Source organism: Citrobacter werkmanii (assembly GCF_008693645.1).
Taxonomy (GTDB): domain Bacteria; phylum Pseudomonadota; class Gammaproteobacteria; order Enterobacterales; family Enterobacteriaceae; genus Citrobacter; species Citrobacter werkmanii.
The window spans coordinates 1,579,514-1,601,748 of record NZ_CP044101.1; the positions used below are offsets into that span (position 1 = coordinate 1,579,514).

Annotated in this window: 21 protein-coding genes; 11 read left to right on the forward strand and 10 right to left on the reverse strand. The window is 53.3% G+C overall.

Going from position 1 to position 22,235, the window contains the following annotated elements:
- The first annotated feature begins 43 nt into the window (after positions 1 to 43).
- Positions 44 to 1,342: a uracil/xanthine transporter gene (locus FOB24_RS08100; RefSeq protein WP_137346941.1), complete on the forward strand. Its 1,299-nt coding sequence runs from the start codon at positions 44 to 46 to the stop codon at positions 1,340 to 1,342.
- 20 nt (positions 1,343 to 1,362) lie between these two features.
- Entirely contained in the window at positions 1,363 to 2,511 is a 1,149-nt protein-coding gene (gene glxK, locus FOB24_RS08105) for a glycerate 3-kinase (protein WP_150345566.1), read from the forward strand.
- A gap of 79 nt (positions 2,512 to 2,590) precedes the next feature.
- On the opposite strand, the gene allE is transcribed toward glxK, so the two are convergent.
- Genes allE through allD form a run of 3 tightly spaced genes read right to left on the reverse strand, consistent with a single transcriptional unit; the run spans position 2,591 to position 5,693 of the window.
- On the reverse strand, positions 2,591 to 3,376 hold the full coding sequence (gene allE, locus FOB24_RS08110; protein WP_121528705.1) for a (S)-ureidoglycine aminohydrolase: 786 nt from the start codon (positions 3,374 to 3,376) through the stop codon (positions 2,591 to 2,593).
- A 10-nt stretch (positions 3,377 to 3,386) separates the two neighbouring features.
- Positions 3,387 to 4,622, reverse strand: coding sequence for an allantoate deiminase (allC, locus tag FOB24_RS08115; RefSeq protein ID WP_061381596.1), 1,236 nt, complete (start codon positions 4,620 to 4,622; stop codon positions 3,387 to 3,389).
- Positions 4,623 to 4,643: 21 nt separating this feature from the next.
- On the reverse strand, positions 4,644 to 5,693 hold the full coding sequence (gene allD / locus FOB24_RS08120) for an ureidoglycolate dehydrogenase (RefSeq protein WP_150344758.1): 1,050 nt from the start codon (positions 5,691 to 5,693) through the stop codon (positions 4,644 to 4,646).
- A gap of 316 nt (positions 5,694 to 6,009) precedes the next feature.
- Between allD and FOB24_RS08125 the strand changes: the two genes are divergently transcribed.
- From FOB24_RS08125 to FOB24_RS08140, 4 genes are read left to right on the forward strand one after another with little or no spacing between them, the layout of a single operon-like run.
- The gene (locus FOB24_RS08125) at positions 6,010 to 7,677 is read left to right on the forward strand and encodes an acyl-CoA synthetase FdrA (RefSeq protein ID WP_085047598.1); all 1,668 of its coding nucleotides are present in this window, start codon (positions 6,010 to 6,012) and stop codon (positions 7,675 to 7,677) included.
- Between the two features lie 9 nt (positions 7,678 to 7,686).
- The gene (locus tag FOB24_RS08130) at positions 7,687 to 8,946 is read left to right on the forward strand and encodes a YlbE family protein (protein ID WP_038638468.1); all 1,260 of its coding nucleotides are present in this window, start codon (positions 7,687 to 7,689) and stop codon (positions 8,944 to 8,946) included.
- A gap of 11 nt (positions 8,947 to 8,957) precedes the next feature.
- A complete protein-coding gene (locus tag FOB24_RS08135; RefSeq protein ID WP_150344759.1) occupies positions 8,958 to 9,767 on the forward strand; it encodes a DUF2877 domain-containing protein in 810 nt (269 codons plus the stop codon).
- A gap of 3 nt (positions 9,768 to 9,770) precedes the next feature.
- On the forward strand, positions 9,771 to 10,664 hold the full coding sequence (locus tag FOB24_RS08140; RefSeq protein WP_085047596.1) for a carbamate kinase: 894 nt from the start codon (positions 9,771 to 9,773) through the stop codon (positions 10,662 to 10,664).
- Positions 10,665 to 10,705: 41 nt separating this feature from the next.
- Here FOB24_RS08140 and purK read toward each other — a convergent pair whose 3' ends face one another.
- From purK to ppiB, 4 genes are all read right to left on the reverse strand, one after another.
- The gene (gene purK / locus FOB24_RS08145) at positions 10,706 to 11,773 is read right to left on the reverse strand and encodes a 5-(carboxyamino)imidazole ribonucleotide synthase (protein ID WP_085047595.1); all 1,068 of its coding nucleotides are present in this window, start codon (positions 11,771 to 11,773) and stop codon (positions 10,706 to 10,708) included.
- A complete protein-coding gene (purE, locus tag FOB24_RS08150; RefSeq protein ID WP_038638478.1) occupies positions 11,770 to 12,279 on the reverse strand; it encodes a 5-(carboxyamino)imidazole ribonucleotide mutase in 510 nt (169 codons plus the stop codon). Before purE ends, purK begins: the two co-directional genes overlap by 4 nt.
- Before the next feature lie 238 nt (positions 12,280 to 12,517).
- Positions 12,518 to 13,240 carry a UDP-2,3-diacylglucosamine diphosphatase gene (lpxH, locus tag FOB24_RS08155; protein WP_150344760.1) on the reverse strand — a complete coding sequence of 241 codons (723 nt, stop codon included), beginning with the start codon at positions 13,238 to 13,240 and terminating at the stop codon, positions 12,518 to 12,520.
- A 2-nt stretch (positions 13,241 to 13,242) separates the two neighbouring features.
- Positions 13,243 to 13,737, reverse strand: a complete 495-nt coding sequence (gene ppiB, locus FOB24_RS08160; protein ID WP_003021875.1) for a peptidylprolyl isomerase B — start codon at positions 13,735 to 13,737, stop codon at positions 13,243 to 13,245.
- A gap of 173 nt (positions 13,738 to 13,910) precedes the next feature.
- Between ppiB and cysS the strand changes: the two genes are divergently transcribed.
- Positions 13,911 to 15,296 (forward strand): cysteine--tRNA ligase, encoded by a 1,386-nt coding sequence (gene cysS, locus FOB24_RS08165; RefSeq protein WP_003831109.1) that lies wholly within the window; start codon positions 13,911 to 13,913, stop codon positions 15,294 to 15,296.
- Between the two features lie 90 nt (positions 15,297 to 15,386).
- On the opposite strand, the gene FOB24_RS08170 is transcribed toward cysS, so the two are convergent.
- The 3 genes from FOB24_RS08170 to folD all read right to left on the reverse strand — a co-directional run bounded on the left by FOB24_RS08170 (position 15,387) and on the right by folD (position 17,117).
- A complete protein-coding gene (locus FOB24_RS08170; protein WP_069324001.1) occupies positions 15,387 to 15,911 on the reverse strand; it encodes a metal-dependent hydrolase in 525 nt (174 codons plus the stop codon).
- Between the two features lie 125 nt (positions 15,912 to 16,036).
- Positions 16,037 to 16,249 carry a ribosome-associated protein YbcJ gene (gene ybcJ / locus FOB24_RS08175; RefSeq protein WP_085047592.1) on the reverse strand — a complete coding sequence of 71 codons (213 nt, stop codon included), beginning with the start codon at positions 16,247 to 16,249 and terminating at the stop codon, positions 16,037 to 16,039.
- Position 16,250: 1 nt separating this feature from the next.
- The gene (folD, locus tag FOB24_RS08180; RefSeq protein ID WP_003021887.1) at positions 16,251 to 17,117 is read right to left on the reverse strand and encodes a bifunctional methylenetetrahydrofolate dehydrogenase/methenyltetrahydrofolate cyclohydrolase FolD; all 867 of its coding nucleotides are present in this window, start codon (positions 17,115 to 17,117) and stop codon (positions 16,251 to 16,253) included.
- A gap of 572 nt (positions 17,118 to 17,689) precedes the next feature.
- Here folD and fimA point away from each other — a divergent pair.
- From fimA to FOB24_RS08200, 4 genes are all read left to right on the forward strand, one after another.
- Positions 17,690 to 18,259 carry a type 1 fimbrial major subunit FimA gene (gene fimA / locus FOB24_RS08185; RefSeq protein WP_038638492.1) on the forward strand — a complete coding sequence of 190 codons (570 nt, stop codon included), beginning with the start codon at positions 17,690 to 17,692 and terminating at the stop codon, positions 18,257 to 18,259.
- 77 nt (positions 18,260 to 18,336) lie between these two features.
- Positions 18,337 to 18,870, forward strand: a complete 534-nt coding sequence (gene fimI / locus FOB24_RS08190; RefSeq protein ID WP_087857085.1) for a type 1 fimbrial protein subunit FimI — start codon at positions 18,337 to 18,339, stop codon at positions 18,868 to 18,870.
- Positions 18,871 to 18,911: 41 nt separating this feature from the next.
- On the forward strand, positions 18,912 to 19,604 hold the full coding sequence (gene fimC, locus FOB24_RS08195; protein WP_038638498.1) for a type 1 fimbria chaperone FimC: 693 nt from the start codon (positions 18,912 to 18,914) through the stop codon (positions 19,602 to 19,604).
- A 7-nt stretch (positions 19,605 to 19,611) separates the two neighbouring features.
- Positions 19,612 to 22,233, forward strand: coding sequence for a fimbrial biogenesis usher protein (locus tag FOB24_RS08200; protein ID WP_150344761.1), 2,622 nt, complete (start codon positions 19,612 to 19,614; stop codon positions 22,231 to 22,233).
- Positions 22,234 to 22,235 lie beyond the last annotated feature (2 nt).

Below are 22,235 nucleotides of genomic sequence, written 5' to 3' on the forward strand. Positions count from 1 at the left end.
TGCCCGTCATGCTGGCGGGCATTCTCTATTTTAAGGTATGAATATGCTTCCTGTTATTAACCGCGAAAGTTTGCTATCTGGCTTTCAGTGGTTTTTCTTTATTTTTTGCAATACGGTCGTGGTCCCCCCAACGCTGGTTTCTGCTTTTCATCTCCCCGCGAGCAATCTGTTAATGCTCACGCAATACGCTTTTTTCACGACATCGCTGGCCTGCCTTGCGCAGGTTATTTGTGGCCATCGTCGCGCCATTATGGAAGGGCCTACCGGTTTATGGTGGGGCACCATTCTGACAATTACCCTGGCTGAGGCGTCACGCGGGACACCGCTCAATGATATCGCCACCAGTCTGAGCGTCGGGATTGTCATTTCCGCTGTGCTGACGATGATTATCGGCTTTAGCGGCTTAGGACACCGGTTGGCCCGGCTATTTACCCCAACGGTGATGGTCTTTTTTATGCTGCTGTTGGGCGCTCAGCTCACCACTATCTTTTTTAAGGGCATGTTGGGATTGCCTTTTGGCATTGCTGACACCAGCGTCAAAATTCAACTGGCGCCTTTTAGCCTGGCGGTTGGCGTGATGTGCTTCATCCTTGCGATGATCATTTTTTTACCGCAGCGGATCTCTCGTTATGCCCTGCTGGTGGGGGCGGTAGTGGGATGGGGACTCTGGCGATTGTGCTTTCCATCAACGTCTTTGCCGTCTGGTGAATTAAGCTGGAAGTGGTTCCCGTTAGGCAGTCATGGCAGGCTGTTACCCGGTATTATCCTGACGGCGGTTATCACCGGTCTGGTGAATATCAGTAATACCTATGGCGCGGTGCGCGGCACGGACGTCTTTTATGCGCATCAAGGCTCCAGCAGCTCGCGTTATCGTCGTAGCTTTATCATTTCCGGTTTTATGACGCTGGTGACAGTGCCTTTTGCCGTGATTCCATTTTCACCTTTTGTCTCCTCTATCGGGCTGTTAACACAAACTGGCGACAGCTCGCGAAAATCATTTATTTACGGCAGCGTATTATGTTTATTGGTGGCGATAGTAACGCCGCTAACCCGCTTATTCTGCGCTATTCCACTGGCGATCAGCAGTGCCGTTATGCTGGTCTCTTATCTGCCGTTGCTCTATTCCGGTCTGGTTTTCAGCCAGCAAATCACCTTTACCGCACGAAATATTTATCGGCTGGCACTCCCGCTGTTTGTGGGCATTTTTTTGATGGGGCTGCCACCGGTTTATTTACAAGATCTTCCACTGACTATTCGGCCATTACTGAGTAATGGCTTATTGGTGGGGATTTTACTGGCTGTGCTTATGGAAAACCTCATTCCATGGGAACGCATTAAATAACAGGATGAAAAGGATTAATGATGAAAATTGTAATTGCGCCAGATTCGTTTAAAGAGAGCTTAAGCGCCGAACAATGCTGCCAGGCAATTAAAGCTGGATTTTCAAGCATATTCCCGGATGCAGAATATATTTGTTTGCCTATTGCGGATGGCGGGGAGGGGACCGTGGATGCCATGGTAGCGGCGACAGGTGGAAAAGTGGTCTCGCTGGAGGTCTGTGGGCCGATGGAGGAAAAGGTCATGGGATTTTATGGCCTGACCGGTGATGGAAAGACCGCCATTATTGAAATGGCTGCGGCGAGTGGACTGATGCTAGTCGAACCGCAGGCGCGTAATCCGCTGCTGGCGTCAAGTTACGGTACTGGCGAACTGATTCGGCATGCGCTGGATGCCGGTATTCGTCATATTATCCTCGGTATCGGCGGGAGTGCGACAGTTGATGGCGGCATGGGGATGGCTCAGGCGCTGGGCGTGCGGTTTCTTGACGCGCAAGGGGCATCATTGAGGGCGGGAGGCGGTAGCTTGTCTCGCCTCGCGAGCATTGACCTGCAACAGTGCGATCCGCGGCTGACAGCATGTCGGATCGAAGTCGCTTGTGATGTGGACAACCCATTGGTTGGCCCGCGCGGCGCGGCAAGGGTATTTGGTCCGCAGAAGGGGGCGACGCCGGAAATGGTTGAGAAACTGGAAGAAGGGTTACTCAACTACGCGCATGTGCTGCAAGCGTTGACCGGTGAAGAGGTATCTCAGGTTGCGGGCGGTGGCGCGGCGGGCGGAATGGGCATCGCCGCGGCTATCTTTCTGCAGGCCATCATGAAACCAGGGATTGAAATTGTGCTGCAGGCTGTTCAACTGGAGCAGTCCATCAAAGATGCATCGCTGGTCATCACCGGCGAGGGACGTATTGATTCGCAAACGGTCGGGGGAAAAGCGCCAATCGGTGTTGCTTCTGTTGCTATGCAGCATCATGTTCCGGTTATCGGTATCGCCGGGGTGCTGGGGGAAGGCGTGGAGGTGGTTCACGATCATGGTATTGATGCGGTGTTCAGTATTTTGCCGCGACTCGCGCCATTGGCGGAAGTGCTGGCGAGCGGTGAAACCAACCTTTATTACTGCGCGCGTAATATTGCTTGCGCGATGAAGCTCGGTCAGGCGATGAATCTGCGTTAAGCATAAAAAAAGCCACGGTGTTAACCGTGGCAAAACCCAACATAGCTAAATAAAAAATTATCAGGCGGGCTGTTCGCCGTTAAATCTCTACATCCCGGTTGCAATCTTTGGAATAGATATAGCTGAATGCTTCGCCACGCCCCACGCCGTAACCCGCCTGCAGGGAGTACGCGCCCATAAAGATGTAGTCGCCTTTTTTCACCGGGACCCATTGGTTATCGAGGTTATAAACGCCCTGGCCTGAGAGAATATAAGCCCCATGTTCCTGTACGTGCGTTTCGATATAACCATGGCTGGCGCCGGGTTCGAATGACAGAATATGCATATTCATATCGAAGCCTAATTCTTTAGGCAGGAAATCCAGTAGGATTACGTCATCCATGCCTTCATAATGAATACGTTCTAACTGGTTGGCATTACCGGAGACCAGCCATGGCGAATGGCCTGCCACCGGCGTATAACGGCGTTTGTATAAAAACAGCTGGCTGTCTTCTGTCTGGGCATTATTAAAGGTGAGCAGTTCACCTGGCGGGCAATACAGATATCCGCCCTGAGTCAAAGCAAATGTTTTACCTTCCGCTTTTGCCTCAACTTTGCCGGAAATAACATACACGAACGTTTCAATACCTTCGCCGCCAAAACCGCTGTGGTGGCCGCCGTTCTGGTGTAGGGTCACCAGATAGTCAACAAATGACGCGCCCAGTTTTGGCGTTGAGAGGATGGTGACGTCACAGTTTTCAAAACCCGGAATGATATTTTTAACCAGTCCGTCCGGGGTTAACAGGGCAAAGTTACCGTGTTTTACAATTGCGCGATTAGCCAGTAAATCATCGCGATAACCCGTGACGTTATTCAGATATCCCATGAATGGCTCCTTATTTCTGCCAGGCAAGTTGATGAAGCATTAATGCCAGAGTTTTGACCCCTTCGGCAAGGTCGTTAATGTTTGTGCGCTCAGCGGGGTTGTGGCTGATACCGTTAATGCTGGGAATGAAAATCATGCAGGTCGGTACACGAGGGGCAAAAATCTGCGCATCATGGCCCGCGCCACTGTGCATGACACGGTAGTTCAGTTGTTCCTTTTCACACAGTTCGGTAAGGGTGGAGACCAGTTTACTGTCCATCGGGACTGGCGTTTCATCCATCCACAAATCGATATCAATACCGATATCCATTTCATCACAGATGGCGCGCATGTCGTTTTCCAGTTGCTGAGTAAAATCACGCAGTACGTCGGCATCGGTATGACGGCAATCGATCGTGAAGGTCGTTTTTCCAGGCACCACGTTGACGGTGTTTGGCTGTGGCTCTACTTTACCAAAGGTCAGTACCAGAGGATCGCCATGCTTTTTGGCTTTCTCGATAGACTGGCTGCAGATGCGACTGAAAGCGTAAACGGTATCGCGACGGTAGCTCAGCGGCGTTGTACCCGCATGGTTGGATTCGCCGTTCAGCGTTACCGTATAGCGACGTTGGCCGACAATCGCGCTGACGACGCCTATCGACTGACCATTACTTTCAAGCACGCAACCTTGTTCGATGTGTAATTCAACGAAGGCTTTGATGTCATTACGAGCATGAAGCGGCTCTGCGGGGAGGGTAAAGCCGCAGGCGTTCATTGCGTCAACAAAACGGGTGCCTTTCGCGTCCTGGATGTTACGGACGTCATCAGGATTTGCCAGTCCAAAAATGTTTTTGCTGCCCCAGAAGACATACGGGAAACGGCTGCCTTCCTCTTCCGCCATGGAAACGACTTCGACCGTTTTCAGCGGGGCACCATAGGTGCTCTTGAGCCAGTCAACCGCGAGCCATGCCGCCAGCGCGCCAAACTGGCCGTCAAGATTGCCGCCGTTGACGACGGTATCAATATGCGAGCCGCTTAAAATGACCTGTTCCGGCGATTCACTCCCGAGCAGACGACCGTATAAGTTGCCCACTTCATCAAAGCGCGTTTCCAGGCCACTGGCGTCCATACGCTTTTTGAATTGCTGTTGTGTTTCAAGCCATTCTGGCGAATACAGCAAGCGCGTCATCCCACCGGTAGGATCCGCGCCAAAGGAAGAGAGCCAGGGAAGGGTTTCTTCAATTGCGTGACGAAAATGGTTGATCATATGAAATTCCTGTTTCAATAATTATTGTGCAAAGGGATTCTTTGTTTCGTATGACTTGAGATAGAGGGCATCGGAAATCAGGTATTGATAAATATCGTCAACAATGTCGATACCATGGACCGCGGCATTGCGTTGATTAATATCTTGATCCTGTCCGGGGTAATAAACTTGTTTAAAGCCGGGGGCCGGAGTAATGTTATTTAACTCTTGCATGGTCTGGCTGAGGTGCTGGCGGAATAATTGGCTGGAGGAGAAAAAGTCGGGATTAATAACCAAATGCAGTTGGCCTAAATTCCGACCGGCATGTAAATCCTCATACATTGAACTGACCTGACGACCAAACGGTAATCCCAATAAAATGCCGGATAACACATCGATCATCATCATCAGGCCATAGCCTTTAGGCCCGGCCGCAGGTAGCAACGCATTGACAGCAAAGGGATCGGAAGTTGGCGCGCCGTTTTTATCGACTGCCCAGGTATTAGGAATCGGCACGTTGCGGGAGCGGGCATCCAGAACTTTTCCCCATGCCTGCACCGTTGTCGCCATATCAAACGTCATGATGTCGTCGCCTTCTCCTGGCGCAGCGAAGGCTAACGGATTGGTACCGTAGTAAATATCTGCGCCGCCGAACGGTACCACCATCGGGTCGGACTGGCACACGGAGAGGCCGATCAGACCAGCGCGAGCGGCTTGCTGCACAAAGTAAGAAATGGCACCGCTGTGCCCCATTCGGCTAATGCCAACGACGGCGACACCATTTTTTTTAGCAATTTTAATGGCATGCTCCATACCCATCTTTGCTGCGACTTGCCCGGCGGCATTATCGGCATGCAAAATCGCTGTACAGGGACCGGTTTCTTCAAAACGAAATGTGGGTTCGCGGTTAGTGCCGCCTTTTGAAATGCGCTCAGCATAGTATTCAACGCGTACGGCGCCATGAGAGTGAATGCCTCTGGCATCGGCGTAAACCAATACCTCAGCAACCGTTGTGGCGTGCTCACGTTTTAGTCCGGCCTTGCAAAGCTTATTCTCGATAAGCTGGTGGAGTGTTTCCCGACTGATTTTCATCTGTCTTCCTTTTTAACGACGGTGTGAAGCATGACTGCCGTTAACATACCGGGAATAAAAATTGATTATGTGATCCAGACACATAAAAAAATATAGTTAGAATTTATTTGATAATCAGTATGGATTTGCCCTTTCTTTTTAAATAAATAATGCCGTTAGAAAATAATGTTTAATCTTCTGGTGGTTATTAAATTTATTTTGTTAATAATTCCAGTGTGATGCCAGTCACTCTATTTGTGATCCCAGATATATACCTTGAGCTACACATTAACACTACTCGTGCAATTGCCATGGGTGCAATTATTAAGGGGTTGTTATGATCCACGCCTTTATTAAAAAAGGGTGTTTTCAGGACTCTGTCAGTTTAATGATTATTTCACGCAAGCTGAGTGAGTCCGAAAATGTAGACGATGTATCGGTCATGATGGGAACGCCAGCGAATAAATCATTGCTGGAAACGACCGGGTTTTGGCATGACGATTTTAATAATGCGACGCCAAACGATATTTGCGTGGCGATTCGTACTGAAACGGCTGATGAAAGTATTACACAGACCATTCTGCAACAATTGGATGAGTCGTTGCAGCAGTTGGCGCAGGCCACCGGCGGTAGCCAAACGCTCCTGCAGGTCAGACGCTGGGAAAGCGCGTGCCAGAAACTGCCTGAGGCGAATATGACGCTCATTTCGGTTGCCGGTGAATACGCGGCGGAACTGGCGAACCAGGCCTTGGATCGCAACCTGAACGTCATGATGTTCTCCGATAACGTTACCCTGGAAGATGAAATCGCTCTGAAGCGCCGTGCGCAGGATAAAGGTCTACTGGTGATGGGACCTGACTGCGGAACTGCCATGATTGCGGGTACGCCGCTGGCTTTTGCCAACGTGATGCCGGAAGGCAATATCGGTGTGCTGGGCGCCTCCGGGACAGGGATTCAGGAGCTCTGTTCACAGATAGCGCTGGCCGGGGAAGGCATCACCCACGCCATCGGTCTGGGTGGGCGCGACCTGAGCGCCGAGGTGGGGGGGATTAGCGCGCTTACCGCGCTGGAGATGCTTGGCGCAGACGACAAAAGCCAGGTGTTGGCTTTTGTGTCGAAACCGCCGGCGGAGGCTGTTCGCCAGCATATCGTGAACGCGATGAAGGCCACCGGCAAACCCGTGGTAGCTCTGTTTTTAGGTTACACCTCCGCGGTCGCTCGCGATGAAAATGTCTGGTTTGCCGCGACGCTGGACGATGCGGCCCGTCTGGCCTGTTTACTGGCGAGAGTCGCGGCGCGACGCAGCTCGCTTTCAACCACAGGAGACGGTGTGATCCGAGGGTTATACACCGGAGGTACGCTGGCCGCCGAAGCCGCTGGGCTGCTGGCCTCCCATCTGAATGTCGCCGCGGATGCACAACATCACCATGGCATGATGCTGGATGCCGCCGGGCACCAGATTATCGATCTGGGGGATGATTTTTACACCGTCGGGCGGCCGCATCCGATGATTGACCCTGCCTTACGTAATCAACTGATTACGGATCTGGGGGGGCAGCCGCAGGTACGCGTGCTGCTAGTTGATGTCGTGATTGGTTACGGCGCGACGGCAGATCCGGCCGCATCGCTGGTTCAGGCCTGGCAGAAGGCGTGCGCTGCGCGAGACCACGAGCAACCGCTGTATGCGATTGCGACGGTGACAGGTACAGAACGCGATCCGCAGTGTCGCTCACTGCAGATTGCCACACTGGAAGATGCCGGCATTGCCGTAGTGAATTCACTGCCCGAGGCAACGCTGCTTGCCGCCGAACTGATTCGTCCATCTCAACCGTTATCTGACAAATCCGCACCTTCGCTACTGGAAAAAGTGGCGGTCATCAATGCCGGGTTACGCAGTTTTGCACTGGATTTACAGGCTGCGGAAATGCCTGTGGTGCATTACCAGTGGGCGCCTGTCGCTGGCGGTAATAAGAAACTGGCTCGTTTATTAGAACGTTTGCAATAAGGGGTTCCAATGTTTACATCAGTGGCGCAAGCCAATGCTGCAGTAATCGAACAAATTCGTCGTGCGCGTCCACACTGGCTGGATGTGCAACCTGCCTCCTCATTAATCCGCGAGCTCAATGAAGGGAAAACGCTGCTGCATGCGGGACCGCCAATGCGTTGGCAAGAAATGACCGGTCCGATGAAAGGGGCCTGTATTGGTGCATGTCTGTTTGAAGGGTGGGCCAATGATGAGATGAGCGCGCTGGCTTTACTGGAGCAGGGCAAAGTCCGGTTCGTACCTTGCCACCATGTTAATGCTGTGGGACCAATGGGGGGAATCACCTCTGCCAGCATGCCGATGCTGGTGGTGGAAAATATCACCGACGGTAACCGGGCTTACTGCAATCTCAACGAAGGGATTGGCAAAGTGATGCGCTTCGGCGCGTATGGCGAAGATGTCCAGCAGCGTCTACGTTGGATGCGCGATGTCCTGATGCCTGTTTTAAGCGCGGCGCTGGCCAATCTGGAACAGGGTATTGATCTGACCGCCATGATGGCGCAGGGCATTACGATGGGCGATGAGTTCCATCAGCGCAACATTGCCTCTTCAGCTCTGCTGATGCGAACCCTGGCGCCGCAAATTGCCCGTCTGGAACATGATAAGCAGCAGATTGCTGAGGTGATGGATTTCCTCAGCGTGACCGACCAGTTCTTCCTTAACCTGGCGATGGCTTACTGCAAAGCGGCAATGGATGCCGGGGCACTGGTGCGTTCCGGCAGTATTGTGACCGCAATGACCCGTAATGGCGACATGTTCGGGATCCGGGTGAGCGGACTTGGCGATCGCTGGTTTACCGCGCCGGTTAACACACCGCAGGGGCTGTTCTTTACCGGCTTCTCGCAGGAACAAGCTAACCCGGATATGGGCGATAGCGCCATCACCGAAACCTTTGGGATTGGCGGTGCCGCGATGATCGCGGCCCCTGGCGTAACGCGGTTTGTCGGCGCCGGAGGAATGGAGGCCGCGAAGTCCGTTTCCGAGGAGATGGCTGAAATCTATCTGGAACGCAATATGCAGTTGCAGATCCCTGGCTGGGATTTCCAGGGGGCTTGCCTTGGTCTTGATATCCGTCGCGTCGTGGAAACAGGTATTACGCCGCTGATCAACACGGGTATTGCCCATAAAGAAGCCGGTATTGGTCAGATCGGCGCGGGCACCGTTCGTGCGCCGCTGGCCTGCTTTGAGCTAGCTCTGGAAGCGCTGGCTGAAAGTATGGGCATTAGCTAAGAGAGCCGCGCATGATGATCATCCGTCCTCTGATGGGCAGTCAGCAGTCTCCGGATTTTCGCCAGTCATGGCAGCTATCCGGGATCTGGCGGCGCTCGATTAACCTTGTGGCCGAAGGGGGCGCACTGTTAACGCTGCACCGCCAGGGCAGTGGTTTTAGCCCGGGAGGATGGGTGATCCGTGCGTCTGACTTTGATGCGCTGCGTACGGCGTTAAGCGGTAGCGAAACCCCTCAGGCTGTCCCCGAGGGGATTGTGCTGGGACCGTTTCTGTTACGCCAACCGCAGCGTTGTTGTTCGTTGAAAATAACGTCCCGTCCACATGCCCCGCGCCTTGCATCCGCCTGGATGGATCGCGGCGAGGAAACGGGATTATTCGGGCCGTTAATGCTGGCGGCAAATTTGCCTTTGTGCCCCGAGTTACGTCAGTTCCGCCATTGCTTTTTCTCGGCGCTGGCTGGCTTGTCGACAGACTGGCGGCAGTGGTTAGGCAAGGGGCCAGGTTTAACGCCCAGCCATGATGATACGCTGACCGGAATGCTGCTGGCCGCCTGGTATTTCGGCGCGCTGAATAAGGATTCCGGCCATCGTTTCTTTGAATATTCCGGCAATCTTGAACTGGCGACGACTGTGGTTAGCGTGAGCTACTTACGCTACGCGGCATTAGGGTACTTCGCTTCACCTTTGCTCCACTTCACTCATGCTTTGGGCCGACACCAAAGGATGGACGCGGCGATAAATTCGCTGCTGGCGCTCGGGCATACCTCCGGCGCAGACACCTTGTTGGGGTTCTGGCTTGGGCAACAAATTATAGAAGGATAGGGAATGAAAACGCTGGTTGTTGCTCTTGGCGGCAACGCATTATTGCAGCGCGGCGAGGCGCTGACGGCAGAAAATCAATATCGTAATATTGCCAGCGCCGTACCTGCCCTGGCGCGTCTGGCACGTTCGTACCGCCTGGCCATCGTACATGGCAATGGGCCGCAGGTTGGTCTGTTGTCGTTACAGAATCTTGCCTGGAAAGAGGTTGAACCTTACCCGCTGGATGTGCTGGTGGCAGAGACTCAGGGCATGATTGGTTATATGTTGGCGCAAAGTCTGACCGCTGAACCGGAGATGCCGCCGGTGACCACAGTGTTAACGCGAATTGTGGTGTCTGAAGACGATCCCGCGTTTATGGCGCCGGAAAAATTTATCGGCCCGGTGTATTCGCCTGAAGAACAAACGCAACTGGAAGCCACCTACGGCTGGCATATGAAACGTGACGGCAAATACCTGCGTCGTGTTGTCGCCTCGCCTGAGCCTCGCCAGATCGTCGAAAGCGATGCCATTAAGCTCTTGCTCAAAGAAGGCCATGTGGTGATTTGTAGCGGCGGTGGCGGCGTGCCGGTGACCGGGGAAGGGGTAGGGTCTGAAGCGGTCATTGATAAGGATCTGGCGGCGGCATTGCTGGCTGAACAGATCGATGCCGACGGTCTGGTTATCCTCACCGATGCTGATGCGGTCTATGAGAACTGGGGCACGCCAGAGCAACGTGCGATTCGTCAAGCCTCTCCTGATGAACTGGCTCCGTTTGCTAAAGCCGATGGTTCGATGGGGCCAAAGGTGACAGCCGTAAGCGGATACGTGAAGCGACGTGGAAAACCCGCGTGGATTGGCGCGCTGTCTCGCATTGAAGACACGTTGGCGGGGAAAGCCGGAACCTGCATTCGTCTGTAAAAGTAACGGGAGGCGTGCGCAGGCGCACCTCCCGTATCGGTTTATTTCAGCTTTGACTGCGCCCAGATGATGCCGCTGGCATATTCCGGCGGCAGCAGGGGAGTGAGCGCTTCCAGCGTGGCGCTAAGGCGCGCGGTATCGCTGTCGCTCAGATTCAGGTGTCCCACCTTACGCCCTTCGCGTACCTCTTTGTCATACCAGTGCAGATGCACCAGCGGCAGCTTCAGCCAGTCATAGTTCAGGTCGCTGCCGATCAGGTTTACCATCACCGAAGGATTGTTCACCACCGGCGTCGGCAACGGCAGGCCGGTAATGGCGCGCAGGTGCAGTTCAAACTGGCTGATGCTGGCGCCGTTTTGCGTCCAGTGCCCGCTGTTGTGTACGCGCGGAGCCAGTTCATTGATCAGCAAACCTTCCGGGGTGATGAAACACTCCATCGCCATCACACCGACATAGCCCAGCTCCTGCATGATGGCAGAGAGCATCGCTTCGGCCTGCGCCTGTTGTTTAGCGTTAGCCTGCGGAAATACCACGCTGGTGCGCAGAATGCCGTCCTGATGCAGGTTATGAGTCAGCGGATAGAAGACGGTGCTGCCGTCGTGCGCACGCGCGCCAACCAGCGAGACTTCACCGGAGAAGTTGATTCCTCGCTCGACGATGCACTCGCCGTAGCAGTCGTCTGGCAGTTGTTCGGTTTCATTCGCGCGTAAACGCCACTGTCCACGACCGTCGTAGCCGCCGATGCGACGCTTCACAATCGCCAACTCGCCGAGTTTGTCAAACACCGCAGACCATTCGCTTTTATCCGCCAGCAGTTGCCATGGCGCGGTCGCCAGGTTGAGTTTGTCAAAAAGCTGTTTTTGCGTCAGACGGTCAGCAATAATCGGAAAGACGTCGCGGTTAACAAACGCCGGGTGACGCGCCAGTTCGCGAGTGAGCGCCGTTTCCGGCCAGCGCTCAATCTCAGCGGTAATCACGCTTTGTTGAAAAGGAACGGCAGCGGGTTCGGCGTCCAGCCCGACGGGCCAGACCGCAATCCCCAGCGGCTCACCGGCCTGACGCAGCATGCGTCCTAGCTGACCATTGCCGAGTACACAGACCTGCTTCATGCGACACCTCGCGGGTCCGGGTTCTCCAGTACCTCATCGGTTTGCGCTTTACGCCACTCAGCCAGACGCTGATGCAATTCGTTGTCGTGTGTGGCCAGAATTTGCGCGGCCAGCAGGGCCGCATTGGCTGCGCCCGCTTTGCCGATCGCCAGCGTGCCCACCGGAATACCGCGAGGCATCTGTACGATGGAGTAGAGACTGTCTACGCCGCTCAACGCTGCGCTTTGTACCGGAACGCCTAAAACAGGCACCAGCGTTTTCGCCGCAATCATTCCTGGCAAATGTGCAGCACCACCGGCACCGGCAATAATCACCTGATAACCGTTTTCTTCAGCGCCTTCGGCGAAACTGAACAGTTTGTCTGGGGTACGGTGGGCGGAGACGACCTCAACATGGTGTGGAACGTCCAGCATTTCGAAGATTTCGGCGGCGAACTGCATGGTAGCCCAGTCGCTTTTGGACCCCATCACGATGGCGACACGCGCCGGATTATTGCGGGAAGACATGCGTCTGAAAACTCCTGTGGTGCACTACACTCGACTTTTGAGGGCACAGAGAATAGCATAATTCACCGTCAAGGAAAACGATTGCGCGCTTTACACTTCACTCTTCAAGCTGCCTCTTTGTTGGCTGCATCTGCTCACCCCAGTCACTTACTTTAGTCAGCTCCAGGGGATTCACGGATTTGCCGCCTCGATGCAACTCGAATAGTTTTGTGTAAAGAGGAACGGGGTATTTGCAGAATTAAAACGGGAATGCGATCAGTTCAACGTCGTGTGGTGTGACTTTGATCATCGAACCTTCGCTGTGCCAGGCGCCTAATACAACGCGGAAGGCGGGTTGCCCATTGGCCGTAAGTTCGTGGACTGCCGGACGGTGGGTATGACCGTGAATTAACCACTGGGCCTGATGTTTTTCCAGCTCGGCAATAACGGTCTGCTGATTCACATCCATGATCTCCAGCGACTTACTGCTGTTGGCTGCTTTGCTGTTGGCGCGCATTTTCGCGGCAATACGTTGGCGAATGAACAATGGCAGGGCGAGGAATAGTTTTTGTAGCCAGTGTTGATGCACTTTGGCGCGAAACGCCTGATAGCCAGCATCGTCGGTGCATAACGTATCGCCATGCATGATCAGCACCTTGCGACCATACAGATCGAGCACTTTCTCTTCGGGCAGTAAGGTCATGCCGCTCTCACGGGCAAAACGTTTGCCGAGCAGAAAATCACGGTTGCCGTGAATAAAAAAGCAGGGAACGCCGGAATCAACCAGTGCTTTTATCGCCGCGGCTATTTGATGATGCAGCGGATTAGGATCGTCGTCGCCAATCCAGGCTTCGAACAGGTCGCCGAGAATGTACAGCGCATCGGCTTGTCGCGCATCACCGGCTAAAAAACGCAGAAAACCGGCGGTGATCGCCGGTTCTTCTGTGCAGAGGTGAAGATCTGCAATAAACAGTGTCGCCACGATTACTCGCTGACGGTCACGTTTTCGATGATGACGTCTTCTTTCGGCACATCCTGATGCATACCGCTGCGACCAGTGGAAACGCCTTTGATTTTATCAACCACGTCCATGCCTTCAACAACTTCAGCAAATACGCAGTAACCCCAACCCTGCATGCTTTCGCCAGAGAAGTTCAGGAAGTCATTGTCAGCAACGTTGATGAAGAACTGTGCGGTTGCGGAGTGCGGAGCCTGAGTACGCGCCATTGCCAGCGTACCACGGGTGTTTTTCAGACCGTTGTTCGCTTCGTTTTTGATCGCTTCTTTCGTGGCTTTTTGCTTCATGCCCGGCTCGAAACCACCGCCCTGGATCATGAAACCGTTAATAACACGGTGGAAAATGGTGTTGTTATAAAAACCTTCGCGGCAGTAGTCCAGGAAGTTTTTAACTGTTTCAGGCGCTTTATCATCAAACGTTTTGATTACGATATCGCCGTGATTAGTGTGGAAAGTAACCATTTTTGCATCCTGTTCCGATAGATTGGTGCTTCGACCCTGGTAAGGGTCAGAGTTAGGGGTGTGTTATAGCATAACCGCAAGCTGCGATCACCTTGCAAAGTGTGCTGCTTCGATTACGAATAATATGTATTATACGGATATTATTACCCACACACGTCTACACGGAATCTTCGATGTTAAAAATCTTTAATACACTGACGCGCCAAAAAGAGGAATTCAAACCTATTCATGCCGGGGAAGTCGGCATGTACGTGTGTGGTATTACCGTTTACGATCTCTGTCATATTGGCCACGGACGTACTTTCGTTTCTTTCGACGTCGTTGCGCGTTATCTGCGCTTCCTCGGCTATAAGCTGAAGTATGTGCGCAACATTACCGATATCGACGACAAAATCATCAAGCGCGCGAATGAAAACGGCGAGAGCTTTGTCGCGCTGGTCGATCGCATGATTGCGGAAATGCATAGCGATTTCGATGCGCTGAATATTCTGCGCCCGGATCTGGAACCTCGCGCTACGCATCATATCGCCGAGATTATTGAGATCACCGAACAGCTGATCGCCAAAGGTCACGCCTATGTTGCCGATAACGGCGACGTGATGTTCGATGTCCCGACTGATCCGAACTACGGTCAGTTGTCACGCCAGGATCTGGATCAACTGCAGGCAGGCGCACGCGTCGACGTGGTTGACGTGAAGCGCAACCCGATGGACTTCGTGCTATGGAAAATGTCCAAAGAGGGTGAACCGAGCTGGCCATCTCCGTGGGGCGCTGGTCGTCCGGGCTGGCATATCGAGTGTTCGGCGATGAACTGCAAACAGTTGGGCAACCATTTTGATATTCACGGTGGCGGCTCCGACCTGATGTTCCCGCACCATGAAAACGAAATTGCCCAGTCCACCTGTGCGCACGATGGCGAATACGTGAACTACTGGATGCACTCCGGGATGGTGATGGTTGACCGCGAGAAAATGTCCAAATCGCTGGGCAACTTCTTTACCGTGCGCGACGTGCTGAAATACTACGACGCCGAAACCATTCGCTACTTCCTGATGTCGGGGCATTACCGTAGCCAGTTGAACTACAGCGAAGAGAACCTGAAACAGGCGCGTTCCGCGCTGGAACGTCTGTACACTGCGCTGCGCGGCACTGACAAATCCGTTGCCCCTGCGGGTGGCGAGGCCTTTGAAGCGCGTTTCATTGAAGCGATGGATGACGACTTCAACACCCCGGAAGCGTACTCCGTGCTGTTTGATATGGCGCGTGAAGTTAACCGCCTGAAGGGTGAAGATATGGCGGCGGCGAACGGTATGGCTGCGCATCTGCGTAAGCTCTCCAGCGTGCTGGGCTTGCTGGAACAGGATCCAGAAGCATTCCTGCAAAGCGGCGCGCAGGCTGATGACGGTGAAGTCGCCGAAATTGAAGCGTTAATCCAGCAGCGTCTGGACGCCCGTAAGGCGAAAGACTGGGCGGCGGCCGACGCCGCGCGTGACCGTCTCAACGAGATGGGCATCGTGCTGGAAGATGGTCCGCAGGGCACCACCTGGCGTCGTAAGTAACTCTGTAATGCCCGGTGGCGCCTACGCTTACCGGGCCTACAAAAGAGCGAGTGTAGGCCGGATAAGACGCAGCGCGTCGCATCCGGCAGATTAATATTTTCGATACCACCACAGCACACCCATCATCATCATTCCCGGTAGCCACACCCATAATAATTCCGAAATAATCACCTGATGCCCGTAAGGGGTCGCATAGCGTGACAGCGCGAACGGCGCGACTTTAATCACCTGCCACGGCGCGAAAAAGCGTTCATCCGACCACGGCCACAGCCAGCCGACGCCTTTGCCGCCGGTGGTGACAGAATCCAGCACACTGTGCGATAGCAGTGAAACTGTCAGGAATAGCCAGCAGCGAATCAATCCGGCTTTAAACCATCGTCGGCCAATCAATACGCAAAGTAGCGGCACGACAAAGGCGAACAGCAGTGAGTGGGTAAATCCACGGTGGCCAAACACGTTGCCGTAGGCGACGCCAAGCTTAAATGACAGCACGTCGGCATCCGGCAGCATCGCCAGAATGACGCCAGTAAACAGTAATCGTGGGGGGATGACTTTAAGTCCGAGACCTAATCCTAAACAGAGTGGAACGGCCGCGTGAGTAACGATGGTTGGCATGATGTTCGCTTCATGTGGGAAAACGACATGCTAACTGTTCACTGTGAAGTGGGGATGAAGTTATTATCTGAAAATGAGACGGGGAAGCGGCCGGACAGGGCGTTAACCTCATCCGGCACTTGGGGTCACGCTACGATGTTAATGCTGTGGCCTTCAAAGCTGACGGTCTGTCCGGCAACGATTTTACAGCGTTTGCGCGTTTCAACCGCGCCATCGACCTTCACCAAGCCTTCGCCAATAGCGATCTTTGCCTGGGCGCCGCTTTCGCTCCAGCCTTCCAGCTTCAGCAAATCGCAGAGTTCAACGTGTGGGTGCTTACCCAGTGAAAATGTGGCCATCTTAAACGTCCTTTACATCATGGTATTCAACACACGCCTGTAGCGTGTTTTCGATAAGTGTGGCGACAGTCATTGGGCCTACGCCGCCCGGTACTGGCGTGATATATGACGCACGTGCGGCTGCATCTTCAAAGACCACATCGCCCACTACTTTACCATTCTCCAGACGGTTGATGCCGACATCAATCACAATCGCACCTTCTTTGATCCACTCGCCGGGTATAAAGCCCGGTTTGCCGACAGCAACAATCAGCAGGTCCGCATGCTCTACGTGGCGACGCAGATCTTTGGTGAATCGGTGGGTGACCGTAGTGGTGCAACCAGCCAGCAGCAGCTCCATGCTCATTGGGCGACCGACAATATTTGAAGCGCCAATCACTACGGCGTTCAGACCATAGGTATCGATGTTGTAACGCTCAAGCAGAGTGACAATCCCGCGCGGAGTACATGGACGCAGACGCGGCGCGCGTTGACACAGACGACCAACGTTATACGGGTGGAAACCGTCTACGTCTTTATCTGGTGCGATACGTTCCAGCACCTTAACGTTGTCGATACCTGCCGGTAATGGCAGTTGTACCAGGATACCGTCGATGGTGGTATCTGCGTTGAGCGTATCGATCAGCTCAAGAAGCTCCGCCTCGCTGGTGGTTTCAGGCAGGTCATAAGAGCGGGAGACAAACCCCACTTCGTCACAGGCTTTGCGTTTACTCGCGACATAAATCTGCGAAGCCGGATTGCTGCCTACCAGCACAACAGCCAGGCCCGGGGCGCGTAATCCAGCCGCTAAACGCGCCTGAACTTTTTGAGCAACCTCAGAGCGCACCTGCTGCGCAATCGTTTTACCGTCAATAATCTTTGCTGCCATCAGAGAGAGGATTCCATCTGTTACGTTAAATCGAAGGGGATGTCACTATTTTGTCAGAAGCAGAACGTGCTGTCAGTTTTCGTTTGCGTTTTTACGTGCGATCGCGGGGAGAGCGGTGAGTGAGCAGGGGCGGTTCAGTCGCTGAAGCCCTGCGCATCATTCATGATCATGCTAATTAAATTTAACGTCAATGAAACAACTCATCACCCTGGTATTTTCAAGGTTAATGCACCATAAACCAGTCTGTTACGTTTGATTATGATGTCTTTACCTCATTTTTACTCGGATTTTTCCTGGATCCCAATAAGAATTAGCCAGGGCCATTAAAAGGATTTGCAGGTATTTTTCATTAATTTAAATGTTTAATTTAATGCTGTGACGAAATAGTCATATTCGCGAAGATTAATTAGTGAATCAAATACTCGGAGAGTTGGGTAAAGGTTAGCTAATTCTCTTGCGATATATATCTTTACAGGATGCAGAGATAATTCGCCTGACATTTAATGTCGATAATGATTCAAACGGATCCCGCAGGACGCCGGAGCCGGATGTGTGTAATTCAAGGGAAATCCATGAAACGTAAATTAATAGCCTCTTCTGTTATTGCCAGCCTGATGTTAGTTGCGGGCGCAGCGGTTGCGGCCGATCCGGCGGCGACCGATCCGGTAAGCGTTAGCGGCGGTACTGTTCATTTTGAAGGTGAACTGGTCAATGCAGCCTGTGCCGTCAGCACTCAGTCATCCGATCAGGTTGTTACGTTAGGCCAGTATCGTACCGCCAGTTTTACTGCAGTCGGTGATACCACGGCACAAATCCCGTTCACTATCGTACTGAACGACTGCGACCCGAAAGTGGCTGCGACCGCCGCGGTTGCTTTCTCTGGCCAGACCGACATCACTAACAATAACCTGCTGGCCGTTTCCTCCTCGGATAACAGCACTACCGCGGGCGGTGTAGGGATTGAAATTCTGGACAATACGTCCACCGCGCTGAAGCCGGATGGAGCAACCTTCTCTACCGCTCAGGCGCTGGTAGAAGGGACCAACACCCTGCGTTTCTCTGCCCGTTATAAAGCGACCGCGACCAGCGCTACGCCGGGTCAGGCGAATGCCGACGCGACGTTTATCATGAAGTACGAATAAGCCGTTCAGATTCGCGCAAGGATGATGTTCGCCTCATTGGATGAGGCAATATCCGGGGATGAAAAAGGATGCGGCAGATGATAGGGAAAGGCGTGGCGCTGGCGGGAATGCTGTGCGTAATGCCTGCGCTTGCTCATACGGTAATACTGGAAAGCGGACGCCTCCACTTACGGGGACAGCTCGTTAACGGCGCCTGTACGGTCGCCACCGACAGCCAGAATTTGCGGGTGCAAATGGGGCAATATCGTACCAATGCCTTCTCCGGAACGGGAAGCTTTGCCTCTACCAGCGTACCGTTTTCACTGCGATTAACATCGTGCAGTTCTGATGTTTATGACCACGTCGGGATTGCGTTTGCCGGTGTGACGCCAGCGGAAGATCCGCAGGTTTTTCTGGCCAGCGGCGATGCGTCTGCATCTTCTGGGGTTGGTCTGGCGTTATTTGACGAGCGACAACGGCAAATAATTCCTAATGCGCTACCGCTTCATTACGCGCCGATTATCACCCAAGAGATGACGTTTCATTTCACTGCTCGCTATCGGGCCGTCTCGGAAAATATCACACCGGGAATACTTCGTTCAGACGTGTGGTTTACGTTGGTTTATCCCTGATTTATTTCCCAACGATAATCGCATCAAAGGTATTTGTAGCTATGTTTAATAATCTAAAATCAGGTTTTATCCTTTTACTGGCCTTATTTTCTGCTGCCAGTGTGCAGGCAGCCGGCGGCATTGCATTAGGCGCTACCCGTGTTATTTATCCAGCTGATGCCAAGCAAACTTCGCTGTCTATTAGCAATAGCGATACCAAAGAACGTTACCTGGTAAATTCATGGATCGAGAATAGCGCAGGGGTTAAAGAAAAATCGTTTGTCGTGACGCCTCCGTTGTTTGTCAGTGAGGCTAAAAGTGAAAACACGTTGCGTATCATCTACGCAGGCGCGCCGCTGCCAAAAGACCGTGAATCGCTGTTCTGGATGAACGTGAAAGCCATTCCGTCAGTCAACAAGAACAGCCTTGAGGGTAAAAACGTTCTGCAACTGGCGATTTTGTCGCGCATTAAACTTTTTGTCCGCCCAAATAATCTGCCGCACATCCCGGAAGATGCTCCCGGCATGCTGCAGTTTTCCCGTTCCGGTAACCACCTGAAAATCAACAATCCGTCTGCGTATTACGTCACTCTGGTCAACCTCACTGTGGGGAAAACGAAGATCGATAACGTCATGGTTGCGCCAAAAAGCGATACGCAGGTGCTGCTGCCAACGGGCGTACAGGGCAACGTTACCTTCCAGACGGTCAATGATTATGGCGCGGTGACCACCGCCCAAACGGTAAGCGTGCGTTGAGATAACGATGAATAAGACAACGTATTTTCCTGACCTGTTACCGGGGGTTACGCCACCGCTGGCGGGGGTGGCGTTGTCCACGCTGGCGGCGCTCTTTCCCTCTTTAAGCCATGGGGAAAGCTATTTCAATCCGGCATTTTTATCTGCGGATACGGCAACCGTGGCGGATTTATCACGTTTTGAAAAAGGTAATCATCAGCCTGAAGGCGTTTATCGTGTGGATATCTGGCGCAATGATGAATTCGTTGCTACCCAGGACATTCATTTTGCCAGCAGTGCGGGAAAGGCAGGGGAGAAGTCTGGCGGACTGATGCCATGCTTTGGACTCGACTGGGTAAAACGCCTGGGCGTTAATATTGCCGCGTTTCCGGCACTCAGTCAGGATCCGAACGCGACCTGTATCAATTTGCCTGAGGCGATTCCCGGCAGTGAAATTGCCTTTGATTTTTCTACTTTGCGCTTAAACATCAGTTTGCCGCAGGCGTCGATGTTAAACAGCGCGCGCGGCTACATTCCACCGGACGAATGGGATGAAGGGATCCCGGCGGCGCTGATTAATTATAACTTTACCGGTAGCCGTGGGAGCGATACTGACAGCTATTTCCTGAGCATGTTGAGTGGCCTGAACTATGGACCCTGGCGGCTAAGGAACAACGGTGCGTGGAGCTATTCCAAAGGTGACGGATACCATTCACAAAGCTGGAAAAACATCGGTACATGGCTTCAGCGCGCGGTTATCCCGCTGAAGGGTGAACTGGTGATGGGCGACAGCAATACCGGAAATGACGTTTTTGACAGCATCGGTTTTCGTGGCGCGCGACTCTATTCCTCAGACAGCATGTATCCCGACAGCTTACAAGGCTACGCGCCTACCGTACGTGGCATTGCGCGTACTGCAGCGAAACTGACTATTCGTCAGAATGGCTACGTGATTTATCAAAGCTATGTTTCACCGGGCGCTTTTGCGATAACCGATCTTAACCCGACCTCCTCCAGCGGTGACCTTGAGGTGACGGTGGATGAGAAAGACGGTAGCCAGCAGCGCTATACAGTGCCGTACTCCACGGTTCCGTTGTTACAGCGAGAAGGGCGTTTCAAGTATGACGTGGTTGCCGGGGATTTTCGCAGCGGCAATAGCCAGCAATCCTCGCCGTTCTTTTTCCAGGGAACATTAATCGCCGGGTTACCAGAGGGGTATACCGCTTATGGTGGTACGCAGTTAGCCTCACGTTACACTGCGGTAGTTTTAGGTACTGGCCGAAATCTGGGGGATTGGGGGGCAGTTTCCGTCGATTTAACCCATGCGCGCAGCCAACTGGCGGATGACAGTACGCACCAGGGGCAGTCTCTGCGTTTCCTGTATGCGAAGTCATTGAACAATTTTGGCACTAACTTTCAGCTGTTGGGCTACCGCTACTCTACGCGTGGCTTCTATACCCTCGACGACGTCGCGTATCGCAGTATGGAAGGCTATGAGTACGAATACGACAGCGAAGGCAATCGCCACGACGTGCCGGATGTGAAGAGTTACCACAATCTGAGCTACAGCAAGAAAGGCCGTTTTCAGATCAACATTTCGCAGAATCTGGGGGATTACGGATCGCTGTATATCTCAGGTAGCCAGCAAACGTACTGGAATACCTCAGACACCAATACCTGGTATCAACTGGGCTATGCCAGTGGTTGGCAGGGGATTAGCTATTCACTCTCCTGGTCGTGGAATGAATCAGTCGGCATCTCCGACACCGACCGCATTATGGCGTTCAATATGTCAATCCCGTTCAGCCTGCTGAGCGGGCGGCGTTACTCGCGTGATAATGCCTTCGATCGCACCTACGCCACCTTTAATGCCAACCGCAATAGCAACGGACAAAATAGCTGGCAGAGCGGGATCGGCGGTACGTTGCTGGATGGCCGTAACCTGAGCTATAGCGTGAATCAGGGTCACAGCAGTACTAATGGTTACAGCGGAAACGCCAGCGCTAACTGGCAGGCGGCCTATGGCACGCTGGGCGTGGGATACAACTACGACCGCGACCAGCATGACTACAACTGGCAGCTCGCCGGCGGTGTGATAGGGCATGAGGACGGCATTACGCTTAGTCAGCCGCTCGGCGATACCAATGTGTTGATCAAAGCGCCAGGCGCTCAGGGTGTGCGGATAGAAAACCAGACCGGCGTGCAGACCGACTGGCGTGGATACGCGGTGATGCCGTATGCCACCGTCTATCGCTATAACCGCGTCGCGTTAGACACCAATTCGATGAATAACAATACCGATGTGGAAAACAACGTCAGCAGCGTCGTGCCAACGCAAGGGGCATTGGTGCGAGCGGCGTTTGATACACGTATCGGTGTGCGGGCGCTGATGACGGCGAAATATGCCGGTAAACCTGTGCCATTTGGCTCCGTGGTGCGTGAAAACACCAGCGGCGTGACCAGTATGGTGGGTGAAGACGGGCAAATTTACCTGAGCGGCCTGCCGCTTAAAGGCGAGTTGCTGATCCAATGGGGGGAAGGCGCAAAAGCTCGTTGCCTGGCGCATTATGCCTTGCCTGAAGAGAGCCTGAAACAGGCGGTGACGCTCACGAATGTGACGTGCGAATCGCCAGCGGCACGACAGGAATAATA